Consider the following 12,494-nt stretch of genomic DNA (forward strand, 5'->3'; position numbering starts at 1 on the left):
CCAGAGTCTACCGGACATCGAGCGCTTCTTTCAGTTTCTCCATATCTTCGAAGGCTTCCCTGACGCGCTCCTGGTTGCGGAGCAGAAAGGAAGGATGATACGTCGGCAAAAGCCTTATACCATGATAGTCCGCCCATTCGCCGCGCATCTTCGTGATACGCGCATCAACGCCCATCAGCGTATTATAGGCGTGCCTCCCAAGAGCGCATATCACGTTCGGACGGATACTCTCGAGCTGCGCAAAAAGGTATCCCTTGCACATCTCCACTTCAGCCGGGTCAGGGTCCCGATTTTGGGGGGGACGACACTTGAGCACATTACAGATGAACACATCTTTTCTGGAAAGGCCTGCCCGTTCTATCATCTGGTCTAAGAACTTGCCGGCCCTTCCGACAAACGGCCTTCCCTGTGCGTCCTCTTCTTCGCCGGGAGCCTCTCCCACAAAGACAAGGGCAGCCCGCTCATTGCCTTCGCCAAAAACGACGCTTCTCCTCGTCCGCGCGAGACCACATCTGGTGCACGCCTTGACTTCCTTCCTCAGGGTTGAAAAACTGATCTCACCCTTTCTTTCAAAAAAATAATTCTCTATGCCCATGCCTTTCAGAGCATCTAAAAATCGCTTTGCCTCATTTGCGTCCATATGACAAAACCTTATGCGCAATATCGAAATTCTAAACAGATTCTAACCTTCAAAATTCTCAAACGGAGCAGTCTGGCGGTCGACTACGGGTCAGCAGCCAGTGGTCACCGGCGTCATGGCTCGTAACTCGTAACCCGCAACTCGTAACCTGTTCCTAGCGTGCTTACGCAAACCTCTCCGGCACCTTCGGTAGCTTCATTTCGGTTTCAAATACATGCGCAGCCTGCAGCATAAGTGGCTCATCCAGGGGTTTCCCTATGATCTGCAGGCCGATCGGCAACCCCAGACGATCGAATCCACAGGGAACTGACAATCCGGGCAACCCGGCAAGGTTAACCGGGATGGTGAATATATCCGAAAGGTACATAGTAAGAGGGTCTTCCAGCTTTTCCCCGATACGAAATGCCGTGGTGGGAGAAACAGGCGTCAGCACAAGATCGCACTGCTCAAAAGCGCTGTCGAAGTCACGCTTGATGAGCGTCCGCACCTGGCCTGCCTTCCTGTAGTAGGCGTCGTAATACCCGGAAGAAAGCACGTAGGTGCCGAGGATAATCCGCCGTTTGACCTCCTTGCCGAACCCGGCGGAACGGCTTTTCTTGTACATCTCAATGATATCTTTACCAGGCGCTCTGAATCCGTACTTTACACCATCGTAACGCGCCAGGTTGGACGACGCTTCCGCGGTGCATATGACGTAGTACGTTGCTACCGCGTACTCTGTGTGAGGCAATCGTATCGGGATCGCAACAGCTCCGTTTCGCTCGAACAATTTGATCGCGTCCTCCACCGCTAGGCGCACTTCCCGGTCCATGCCTTCGATGAAGTATTCCTGCGGAATACCGATCCGTACTCCCTTAATGTCACGGCCGATATACGAAAGATAGTCAGGCACCGCTTGAGGGATAGACGTGCTGTCCATCGGATCGTGACCAGCAATCACCTGAAGCATGCTCGCGGCATCCCTCACGCTTCTCGTCAATGGTCCGATCTGATCAAGACTCGATGCGAATGCAACGAGCCCATACCGTGAGACTCTTCCGTATGTAGGCTTTAAGCCCACGGTCCCGCACAGACTCGCCGGCTGACGAATTGATCCGCCGGTGTCTGTGCCGAGGGCTGCCACGCAAAGGCCTCCCGCCACGGCTGCTGCCGACCCTCCGCTGGAACCGCCCGGGATTCGTTCAAGGTCCCAGGGGTTCTTCGTAACCTGGAAGGATGAGTTCTCAGTGGATGATCCCATGGCAAATTCGTCCATGTTGAGTCTTCCGAGATGGACAAAACCGCGCTCCTTCATTCTGCGAATCACCGTCGCGTCATAGGGCGCTATAAATCCGCGAAGGATCTGTGATGCGCAGGTCGTCTCCATGCCGCGCGTACAGAGGATGTCCTTAATGCCGAGAGGAATGCCCGTAAGGAGATTGCCCTCGCCATGTGCGAGTTTCTTGTCGGCCTCTTCCGCCATGCTGATCGCGAGATCTTCCGTCACCCGCAGATACGCCTGGAGCGCGCCATCATGTTTCTTCATCCGCTCCAGGTAGAATTTTGTCAGTTCGACGGATGTGATCTCTCTTTTTGCGAGCAGATTACCCAGATCCACTATATTCTTTTCGAGAAGTTCTCCCATTTTCTTATTCCGCCTCTATAATAGGAGGGACCTTGAAAAAAGAGCCCTTCCTTTCCGGTGCGTTTCCCACCGAAGCCTCAACCGAAAACGATTCCACCACCTGATCCTCCCTGAACACATTCACGTTGGGAATTGCGTGGGTTGTCGGCTCCACGCCTGACGTGTCGAGAGAATTGAGTTTATCCATATATTCCAGTATTGAATCAAGCTGGGACGTGTAGCGGTCGATCTCGTCCGGGTCAAGCTCAAGCCTGCCCAGATGAGCGACGTATTCGATGACATCCTTTGTTACTTTCACAGTTCCTCCTAATTTTCGGTTACCGGTTCACGGTTATCGGTTCACCGTTACTCGTCTTATTGACGACTGCAAACCGGAAACCGTCAACTGTAAACTGGCAACTCGTTTTCATTCGCATACCGCTGCTGCCTTGATTAGATCGCCCCTCGTGACAATCCCTACGAGCCTCCCGCTTTCGACCACCGGTATTCTGTTGATCCTCTTCTCCACCATCAGCCTTGCCACCTGCGTCGCTGACTCGGTTGGCGACACCGAAATCACGTTACTCGTCATGACATCTTTCACCAGTATATCCTGGATCGATCCTTCTTTCACCGCCCTCAGCACATCCGTTTGAGTGATGATTCCCGCGAGAGCCCCCTTCTCTGTGACGGGCATACCGGCTATGTGAAAGAGTTCAAACTTATTAATAATGACCGGCAACTTCTCAGAAGGGTGACATGTCACTACATTCTTGTTCATGACCTCTGCGACCTTCATGCTAACCTCCTTAGAACGGTTGTCCGAACAACAAAATCTCATTAACATATTTCTGGAAAGACTCCACAACCCGCATATACTTGCGCAGCCTTCCCGCTTCGTCGGCGTCAAGCAAGTCAGGGTTAATATGATTTGCGTTTGCACCGTCAGGCTCACTGATCTGGTTAGTCACCCTCAAGCTGACAAAGAGAAGATACGCGTCAACGAGTTCCTCTTCCACCTCACGTTTTATGATATTCATCTCCCGCAACGTTCTTACTCGCTTGAGCGTACCGGTATAGGCGACTCCCTGGGCGAGCGCAAGCGCCCTGACCGACATGATCAACGGCGCCCAGCCATGAAGCTTTATGTTGAGCTTCCCCTTGTTTTCTCCTTCTGCTTCGACTTTGAATCTCCCGAAAAAGCCCAGTGCCGTCGGCATGAGCACGGCAGACTGCGTCAGGTCTTTCATGATGACACGGTTCTCATGCAACATCGTTTGGAATCGCTCAACGAACACATCGAGGATGTCCTTCGCACCGAAGACGTGCCTGGCATCGGAGAGAATAATAAGATCAAGCAGCTCGAGAGTCTTTTTATCTTCAGTGAGAGTTTCTTCCAGTCTCTTCTGCCAGTCGGCGCGAGAACCTCGCCATTTCTCATTTGAAGGCATGATCCCGCCCTTGCACTTGCTGAAACCCACTGTGTCAAGCCTCTCTACAGCCCTCTCGGCTAGCTCCTTGAAATATGAATCAGCACGTCCCGCGGCCCCGGTTTCGTAGATAAGCATATTGTCTTGATCGGTCACAAACGTCTGCTCGTTCCTTCCTTCACTGCCCAGCCCTACCCATGAGTATTCCACGGGAGGCCTCCCCAAGCCTTCACGCTCCAATTCCCTCTCTATTAACGAAAGCACACGGCCCGTAATAGCGTCTCTTATGGTACCAAAAAGGTCGTGCACATCTACGATGGTTTGCTCTTCGAGGAAGTAATTCTTCACTCCGGCGACAGACCGGCGGTGCTGCTGCCCCAGCTCTTCATAGGTCTTAGCAGCCTGTATAGAGTTCAGCATCGAGGAGAGCTCTGCCTCAAACGTCTCATAGTCCCGCATCGCCTGGTAAAGCTTCTCCCGCAAGGCCGAAAGCATGTGGTAGCGGTCATGCCTGAGAAGAGTTTTCTCGCGCATTGCTTGCTGGTACTCAGATGCAAAACGCTCGACAATGGAAAAATTGAGCGGCATGTCTAGACCTGTTTTTTACATTCTTGATCTTGGAGAACTATGCTTTTGCTTGACCCTTGCGCTTGATCCTTAACCCTGATTATGCCTTCAGCAAGCCCTCCAGCGCGCCTCTGTTTCCGACAAGCTTCTCCCGCTTCTGACAGAGATCCTGGTGGAGCATCTCCTCTTTCTTGATGACTTCCGGAGGGGCTTTTTCGCGGAATGCTTCGTTGTTGATCTTCTTGAATGTTCTCTCGATTTCCGGCCCGATCTTTCCCAGCTCCTTATCTATTCTCCCTATTTCCCGGACTATTATTTGCGGGTCCTTGATGGGAATAAAGACTTCTACGTCTTCGTGTATGCCTATTGCAGCGCGTCCCGATACACCCTCTGTCACAAAGAGGAGTTCCTCGACCTTCGCGAGTTCCTTGATGTAGTATGCATATTCTTCAAGCAACGCGGCGTGACCGTGGGCGCGCAGGTGCGCATCAATCCTCACGTTGGGCGCAAAGCCCATCTCACCGCGAATATTTCTTATTACATCAATAACACCCATCAGAATGTTCATGCCTTCCTCGGCCTGCTCGTCTACCTCTCCCTGATTGTATCGGGGGAATTGCTCGATCACGATACTCTCGGATTCTCTGCGGGGCATTTTTTGGTATATCTCTTCAGTGATGAACGGCATGAAGGGGTGGAGAAACCTGAGGATGTCGAGAAAGGTATCGTGCAGAATCGAGGCGGTTGCCTTCGCATCACATTGGGTGACTTTCCCGTAGAGGTTTGGCTTTACAAGCTCGAGGTACCAGTCGCAGAACTCGTGCCAGACAAAACTGTGGAGTGTCAGTGCCGCTTCGCTGTAACGGTAGGCGTTTAAGCTCTCCTCCACTTCCTGGGCCACCCTCCGAATGCGGGACCGTATCCAGCGGTCCGGAAGGAAGGATGAGGTGACCTTGCCAGCCGCCACGTCTTTACCCTCGAGCAATGCCGTGGTTAGGCGGGAGGCGTTCCACAGCTTGTTTACAAAATTGCGCCCTCCCTCGATACGCTCCTCAGAAAGGAGCACATCGCGGCCCTGGGCTGCAAGCATCGCAAGGGTAAATCTGAAGGCATCGGTGCCGTACTGATCGAGCATCAGGAGAGGATCGATGACGTTGCCTTTGGACTTGCTCATTTTGCGCCCTTCAGCATCACGCACCAGGGCATGTATATATACTTCCCTGAAAGGTACATCACCCATGAAATGAAGGCCCATCATAATCATCCTCGCCACCCAGAAAAAGAGGATGTCGAATCCCGTCACCAGAAGGGACGTCGGGTAGAAGGTACGCAGGTCCTCTGTGCTTTCAGGCCACCCAAGGGTAGAGAAGGGCCACAGTCCCGACGAGAACCAGGTATCAAGCACATCCGATTCCTGCCGCAACGCTCCGTTGCACTGTTCACACGAGGTCGGCTCTTTTCTCGAGACATACATTTTCTGGCAGGCATCGCAATACCAGACCGGTATCCGATGACCCCACCAGATCTGCCGTGATATGCACCAGTCTTTGATATTTTCCATCCACTCGAAGTAAACCTTTTCCCACATCTCTGGAATGATGCGGACCTTGTGAGACCTGACTGCTTCGATAGCCGGAGCCGCGAGCGGCTTCATGGTAACAAACCACTGAAGGGAGAGCATTGGCTCCACTACCGTCTTGCAGCGATAGCATCTTCCTACAACAAGGCCATAATCCTCTATCTTCTCGAGCAGCCCCTCGCGCCCGAGCTCTTCGACAATTTTCGTTCGCGCCTCAAAGCGGTCCATGCCTTTGTAGTGAAAGGCATGGTCATTCATTCTGCCTTCCTCGTCTATCACCTTGACGATATCGAGTGAGTGTATCTTGCCTATCTCAAAATCGTTAAAATCGTGGGCTGGGGTTATCTTGAGAGCCCCCGTTCCGAAGGTCGTGTCCACGTAGGTATCGGCTATCACGGGGATCCGCTTCTTTGCAATCGGAAGGATGACTTCCCTGCCGATGTAATGATGAAAGCGCGGATCATCAGGATTGACCGCGATTGCCGTATCCCCCAGCATCGTCTCGGGCCGTGTTGTGGCAACCGTAACAAAGCCCTCTCCTTCGGCGAGGGGGTAGCGGATGCAGTAGAGATGTCCCTTTGTCTCCTCGTGCTCTACCTCAACGTCCGAAAGAGCAGTCTTACAGCGTGGGCACCAATTGATGATGTAGTTACCGCGGTAAATGAGCCCCTCTTCGTAAAGCCTGACAAAGACCTCGCGCACTGCCCGCGACAGGCCGGCATCCATGGTAAAGCGCTCGCGGGACCAGTCGCATGAGCAACCCAGCCTTTTCAACTGTTCGATGATGGTTCCGCCCGACTTCTCTTTCCACTGCCACACTCGTTCTATAAAGGCCTCTCTCCCCAAAGATTCCGGGGTAAGACCCTCTTTGGCGAGTTCGCGCTCAACAACGTTTTGCGTCGCTATGCCCGCGTGATCCATGCCGGGCAGCCAGAGCGCATTGTAGCCGCTCATTCTCTTGTGCCGCGTGGAGATGTCCTGGAGGGTATTGTTAAGGGCGTGACCCATGTGCAGTACGCCCGTCACGTTTGGCGGCGGTATTACTATGCAGAACGGAGGTTTGTCGGAAACGCTCTCTGCCCTGAAATAACCTTTCTCGAGCCAAAAGCTATACCATTTCCGTTCGACCGGATTTGGTTGGTAGATCTTCTCTGTCATGAACCCGATTCTTTTAGCAGCTTATCTATTTCCTCGCGGATGACTTTCTCTGCTATCTCGTAGAGCACTCGCCGGGTGTAATCCTCTATGAACGTTGACAGAACTGTGGTCAGTCTGTCCACAAATCTCGGCGCCATCTCCTCAACGGTCTGGTTCAAAACCTTCCGCAGTTCCGCCTCCAGTACGGGTGCCATTTCCTCCTTACCCGCAACAGTATGACCGCTGAACTCCCTGGCGAGACTTTCCACCCCGATCCGCATGCCTATATCTTCTTTCACGCCAGCCTCCTCGATAGCCGGTCCTCTTGTCTGTGCTATGGGCTCCTGCACGACCCGTTGTGGTTCAGGCTCGATTACTTCATCCGTGAGAAGCACAACATCATCATCCTTAGCTATTCTCTCATGGACTTTGAAAAAGTTTATTGGTTTTTCTATAACACCTTCGGCCTGAAAACCAAGAAGCTCCGTGCTGTCATTCTCATCCTTCATGAAAAAGAATCGCGCATTGTCGAGAAACCTGTCTTTCTGCAGCTTTCTGTAGACCTCTATCCCACTGCTCTTCGATAGATTGACATTGACTATATAAATGTCAGGACGTTCTGAGGTCAGGAGTCTTTCTATTTCTTTTGCCGAGGCAGCGTAGAGGACATCGTATTTGTCCTCGGAGAATATTATGCGGAAGGCTTCTTTGAGACTTGAGTCCTTGTCGGCAATAAGGATTTTCTTCTTCATCGTGCCCCCCTAGATGGCTATCTTCCAAGGTAGCGGAAGAAATAGTTTTTCGTAAAGATTGAACGCGTACCTGTCTGTCATGCCGGAAAGATAGTCGCAGACGCAGGTGGCGGGCTCATCGTAAAAATCGATCCGACTGGTTTCTTCCAGGAAAGCTTCCGGTTTCTTCAGGAAATAGGCGTAAAGCTCTTCGAGAATCCTCGAGCACTTTTCGAAGTCCTCATGCACGATCCTATTCTCGTACACCCGTTCCCACAGGAAGCCGCGCAGTTCCTCCATCCGCTCTTCAGTCTTTTTCTCTATGCAAATGCCCGTCTCTTCGTTTTCAAGAGAAGCCGAGATGACGCCCCGCACCATCGAATCAATCCTCTGCCCATGTGTCCCGCCAAGAGATTTCACACATTCATCCGGGAGGTCAGAGGGCTCAATCACGTGCCCGCGAATCGCATCGTCCACGTCGTGGTTGGTATACGCGATGACATCGGCTATCCTAACCACTTCGGCTTCGCGGGTGAGGGGCTTATCCCCCTGACTCTTGGCAAGTATATCGCCCTTGCCCTTGGCATGTTTCAAGATACCATCCCGAACCTCGAGGGTGAGATTAAGACCCTGTCCGTCCCGTTCCAGAAAGTCTACGATCCGCAGACTCTGTTCCTGGTGGCTGAAGCCACCCTTGTGTATCCTGTTTAATGCTTCTTCGCCCGCGTGTCCGAAGGGTCCGTGTCCCAGATCGTGACCCAGCGCGATGGCCTCGGTAAGATCTTCGTTCAGGAAGAGGGCCTTTGCAACTGTCCTTGCGATCTGCGAAACCTCCACGGTGTGCGTGAGTCGCGTCCGGTAATGGTCGTCCGTGGGAAAGAGGAACACCTGCGTCTTATGCTTCAGCCTTCGGAATGCTTTACTGTGGATGATCCTGTCCCTGTCATGCTGAAACGCGGGCCGAATATCGCACGGACGCTCCGGCCTTTGCCTCCCCCTCGTCACAGAACTTTTCTGCGCGTACCGGGAAAGCGTACGTTCCTCTCGATCCTCTAACCTTTCTCTCACATTCATAAGATAAAAGAGCGCGACTTGAGCCTAATCTATCACAACAATGGCGCTATTTCAACAGAAGTATCGCTCATTTAGCCATTGCCCGGACCCCGGGTTATTCTGCGTGCACGAGTTCTATCAACGTGACTTTCGGTGGCGCGAGGAACCTGATTGGTGGTCCCCATGTGCCCGAGCCTGCACTCACGTAAAGCGAAGAATTGCGGTCGAGCGCATAGAGACCCGTGTACATGGGATAAAAAAGGCGTACGAAAAACCTGAAAGGGAAAATCTGGCCCTTGTGCAGATGCCCGGAAAGCTGCAGATCAAAACGCCCTAAACTAGCCTGCTCCACATCGGGCCGATGCTTGAGCAGCAGAATAAACCTGCCTCCAGACGGCAGAGCAAGGAGTTTCCCCTCCAGATCGCCGTCACCCTTGATCATGCCCGGTCCTGCCGGGTCGTCCAAACCCACTATCGTCAGGAACTCCCCCACATTGGCGCGCTCTCCTCTCAACATGGTGAAGCCTGCTTCTTTCGTGAAAGCCACCGCCTGCTCGATGCCGGCGTAGTATTCGTGGTTGCCGGTGATCGCAAATTTACCATACCGGGGATGTACTTCCCGAAGCATCTCTGCAAGTCTTCCTAATGTGGCTGTGTCTCCATCCACAAGATCGCCCGTGGACAAGAAAAGATCCGGCTTTGCTCTTTTCACCTGCCCCATAATCTTCTGCACCCTGCTATCACGCACTATCAAACCGATGTGCACGTCGGAAATCTGCACTATGCGCAGCGGGCTCACAGCGGCGGGGAGTTTCGATGTGTGGATACGTATCGTATCGACACCGATCCGACTTGCTTCGAAACCGCCGTAGATGCTTATCAGCAACGAGACCGACAATGCTATGAGGAAATAGCTTCGTGACGAGAGAACTGCTCTCAATCCTTCAGCCACTGAGCCCGCGGGCAAAAGCAGGCCGGCCAGATATAGAACGATACGATAGAGATCAATCACTATCAAACCGCAGACGAGAAGAAAAAGAAACCCAAGCCACGTGTAGCCCACGTACGCCATGATACGGGCAAGCGGCTCGATGTCATACTTTTCAAACTGACGAATGATCACGGGCGCCGCGATCATCCAAAGCATGAAGAGGACAAGCACGAGACTCGCGCGAACGCCAAGCGCAAAAGCGTTTCTCGCTTTCATGAACACATAAAAGTGAAGGAGGCTATAAAGCGAAAAAAAAGAAATCAGGAACATGGTCATGTTGTATATACCTCGCGGCGTTCTCGGTGATCGCTGTAAACCCGCACCAGGAGAGCTTTCGCAAGATTACATCGCCGAGTGAAAAATTGCAACGGTGAAGATTGTGATGAGAAGAGTTATAAATTCTTTTCTTCGTTTTGTCATTTTTCTCTTGCATCGCAGCACAATTGGTCTTATTCTTATCTTTGATGAAAGCTTCTCACACAAGGATCTTTAAAGGATGTACCGCGTGCCGATACCAGTAAAAATTTCTGTAGATCAGATTCAACTCGACGCGCAACTTTTCGATACTGAGTGTGCGAAGGCCATTGGTGCGGCTCTTCCTATCGACACAAAACCTTCTGTTTGGGGCGACGAATTCTATTTTGAGATTCCTGTACAGCGATCCCTCGATGAAACAGCGACGACAAACGTGAGTGTCGGTGACATTGGTTACTGGCCTCCCGGGTCGGCTCTTGCAATTTTTTTTGGCCCAACGCCAATGAGCCAGGGCACAGAACCTGTTCCCGCGAGCGCTGTCAATCTTGTCGGAAAGGTGCTCGGTGATTCAACAGCTTTGAGGACTCTCAAACGGCCTTCAAGAATAGGCATCGAGCATGTTCGATAACATTGACAGACGAAATTATGCCGAGACAACACGCAACGCAAATTCGGCATGCGGCGTTACTGCAGTGTTCTGGGCAACAAGGCGAGTCGGCGGAATATCTCGGTAGGTGAAAGGGGGTGATGAGCGTGGCAACAAAGAAACCGACGAAGAAGGCGGCTCCTAAGAAGCCAGCACCTAAGAAGGCAGCAAAAAAAGCTCCGGCGAAAAAGAAAGCAGCTCCGGCGAAAAAGAAAGCGTCTGCCTCCAAGACGAAAAAGAAGGCTCCCGCAAAGAAGGCGGGTAGTCAGCTCTACTGTGACACGTGCGGTATTGTGCTCACGGTAGATGAGGCGTGCGACTGCGGAGCGTGTGACATTATCTGCTGCGGTGAAGAGATGCAGATCAGATAGCAAACGCATCGCAAAAAGGGTGAAACTAAACTAGGGCCGCCGATTCGCCACCCTTAATCACCCTTTGCTCGAGTTCCCCGTTGTGCGCTAATCATTCCTTCCGCGCCGTGCGTCATCTCGTCGTTCTCCATTCGCAGAAGGACCGACTTAACAGAAAGAATTCGTGCGAGCGCGGGAGGAATGATTATGACGTCTAACAGCCCCGATAAAAAAGATCTGCTGGAAAGAGAAGAGAGCCTCTTAGTCATAATTGACATGCAGGAACGATTGCTGCCTGCCGTGGCCGATCGCGAGTCCGTCAAAGAAAACGTGATGCGGCTTGTCTCCTTTGCCGGCATCACCGGCATTCCAGTTATAGTCACCGAACAGGAAAAGCTAGGACCCACAGTGCTCGACCTTTCTCAATGCAAGGAGTGTAGTGCGCCGATTTCGAAAGTCGCGTTCAATTGCTTTTTATCGAATGATTTTGCGGACGCGGTTCGACGGAGCCAACGAAAGGCGCTTATCCTCACGGGACTCGAGGCACACATCTGTGTTGCCCAGACAGCACTCCATGCAGTTCAACACTTCAAGGTCCATGTGGTGCGCGACGCCATCTCTTCGCGGACTGTTGATAACTGCAACACTGCGGTTGAGAGAATGCGCACGAGCGGCGTCACGATCACTTCTACTGAAATGATTATATACGAGTTGCTCAAGAAAGCAGGGACGCAGGAATTCAAAGCAGCACTCGCCCTGGTAAAATAAAACCTGTTACGGGTTCCGGGTTACGAGTTTAAAGAGGTGCATTCTTACGCGTTACCGGCCGTATGGAATGGGTCTTTACCGGAACTCGAAACGCGTAACTCGTAACAAGCTTTATTCATTTGCGTAATCGAGGATTGAGAGTATTTCCATCTTCTTTCGCGGCATGCGGGCTGTGCGCTTGCGAAGGTCCAGAACAATCACCGTCAGGTTGTCCGTGCTGCCCGCTGAGAGCGCCTTTGCTGCGATACGATCTGCTGCTTCCTGAGGGCCCTCCACATCGCGCGCGACTTGAATCACTTCGCGGGGTCCGAGCACGTCCCATACGCCGTCGCAGGCAATAACAGCAAAATCGTTCTCCGGACCAAGGAGACCCTGCACAACGCGTGGCTCCGGACTGATGTAAGGCTTGAGGGTTAGATCTCCCAGTGCCCGACTCATGGCAAGTATGCCTTGCACTCTGGGAACAACATGGGTGACAACCCGACCTCCTAGCGATTCAATACGGGAGCGTTCTGCAGGAACATCGGGCTTGTGATCGAGCGTAAGCTGGAGAACATCGCCCCGAATACCCATGATCACACGCGAGTCCCCAACGTTAGCCGCAAGGAACACTTCATCAAAAATATGTAGTGTGGCAGCAGCGGTACCGCTCCGAATGCCGCGCTTGACGATGTAGTCGTCAGTAGCCAGGTACGCTTCCCTCAGCAATTCGCCGTAATCACTTTTTGTATAGACTGAACCGAA

General features: G+C 52.4%; 13 protein-coding genes. 3 read left to right on the top strand and 10 right to left on the bottom strand.

Features of this window, described 5'->3' with window-relative positions; genetic code table 11:
- Nucleotides 1-7: 7 nt before the first annotated feature.
- The 9 genes from VMT71_17465 to VMT71_17505 form a co-directional block, all read right to left on the bottom strand.
- Nucleotides 8-640, bottom strand: a complete 633-nt coding sequence (locus tag VMT71_17465; GenBank protein ID HVN25759.1) for a uracil-DNA glycosylase — start codon at nucleotides 638-640, stop codon at nucleotides 8-10.
- A 163-nt stretch (nucleotides 641-803) separates the two neighbouring features.
- The gene (gene gatA / locus VMT71_17470) at nucleotides 804-2,264 is read right to left on the bottom strand and encodes an Asp-tRNA(Asn)/Glu-tRNA(Gln) amidotransferase subunit GatA (protein HVN25760.1); all 1,461 of its coding nucleotides are present in this window, start codon (nucleotides 2,262-2,264) and stop codon (nucleotides 804-806) included.
- Between the two features lie 4 nt (nucleotides 2,265-2,268).
- Nucleotides 2,269-2,562, bottom strand: coding sequence for an Asp-tRNA(Asn)/Glu-tRNA(Gln) amidotransferase subunit GatC (gene gatC / locus VMT71_17475; GenBank protein HVN25761.1), 294 nt, complete (start codon nucleotides 2,560-2,562; stop codon nucleotides 2,269-2,271).
- A gap of 108 nt (nucleotides 2,563-2,670) precedes the next feature.
- A complete protein-coding gene (locus VMT71_17480) occupies nucleotides 2,671-3,042 on the bottom strand; it encodes a CBS domain-containing protein (protein ID HVN25762.1) in 372 nt (123 codons plus the stop codon).
- A 10-nt stretch (nucleotides 3,043-3,052) separates the two neighbouring features.
- On the bottom strand, nucleotides 3,053-4,261 hold the full coding sequence (locus tag VMT71_17485; GenBank protein HVN25763.1) for a DUF294 nucleotidyltransferase-like domain-containing protein: 1,209 nt from the start codon (nucleotides 4,259-4,261) through the stop codon (nucleotides 3,053-3,055).
- Nucleotides 4,262-4,340: 79 nt separating this feature from the next.
- Nucleotides 4,341-6,977: a valine--tRNA ligase gene (locus tag VMT71_17490; GenBank protein ID HVN25764.1), complete on the bottom strand. Its 2,637-nt coding sequence runs from the start codon at nucleotides 6,975-6,977 to the stop codon at nucleotides 4,341-4,343.
- Nucleotides 6,974-7,708: a response regulator gene (locus tag VMT71_17495; GenBank protein ID HVN25765.1), complete on the bottom strand. Its 735-nt coding sequence runs from the start codon at nucleotides 7,706-7,708 to the stop codon at nucleotides 6,974-6,976. The genes VMT71_17490 and VMT71_17495 overlap by 4 nt, the downstream gene beginning before the upstream one ends.
- Before the next feature lie 9 nt (nucleotides 7,709-7,717).
- A complete protein-coding gene (locus VMT71_17500; GenBank protein HVN25766.1) occupies nucleotides 7,718-8,761 on the bottom strand; it encodes a deoxyguanosinetriphosphate triphosphohydrolase in 1,044 nt (347 codons plus the stop codon).
- A 94-nt stretch (nucleotides 8,762-8,855) separates the two neighbouring features.
- The gene (locus VMT71_17505; GenBank protein HVN25767.1) at nucleotides 8,856-10,007 is read right to left on the bottom strand and encodes a metallophosphoesterase; all 1,152 of its coding nucleotides are present in this window, start codon (nucleotides 10,005-10,007) and stop codon (nucleotides 8,856-8,858) included.
- Between the two features lie 229 nt (nucleotides 10,008-10,236).
- On the opposite strand from VMT71_17505, the gene VMT71_17510 reads away from it, so the two are divergent.
- The 3 genes from VMT71_17510 (at nucleotide 10,237) to VMT71_17520 (ending at nucleotide 11,750) form a co-directional block, all read left to right on the top strand.
- Complete coding sequence (locus tag VMT71_17510; protein ID HVN25768.1) at nucleotides 10,237-10,614, top strand: cyclophilin-like fold protein; 378 nt, start codon at nucleotides 10,237-10,239, stop codon at nucleotides 10,612-10,614.
- A 125-nt stretch (nucleotides 10,615-10,739) separates the two neighbouring features.
- A complete protein-coding gene (locus VMT71_17515) occupies nucleotides 10,740-11,003 on the top strand; it encodes a hypothetical protein (protein ID HVN25769.1) in 264 nt (87 codons plus the stop codon).
- A 186-nt stretch (nucleotides 11,004-11,189) separates the two neighbouring features.
- Nucleotides 11,190-11,750: an isochorismatase family protein gene (locus tag VMT71_17520; GenBank protein HVN25770.1), complete on the top strand. Its 561-nt coding sequence runs from the start codon at nucleotides 11,190-11,192 to the stop codon at nucleotides 11,748-11,750.
- Between the two features lie 111 nt (nucleotides 11,751-11,861).
- Here the strand turns inward: VMT71_17520 and VMT71_17525 are convergent.
- A partial coding sequence (locus tag VMT71_17525; GenBank protein ID HVN25771.1) for a PP2C family protein-serine/threonine phosphatase occupies nucleotides 11,862-12,494 on the bottom strand: 633 nt, incomplete at its 5' end.

This window comes from Syntrophorhabdales bacterium (assembly GCA_035541455.1).
Lineage (GTDB): Bacteria > Desulfobacterota > Syntrophorhabdia > Syntrophorhabdales > WCHB1-27 > JADGQN01.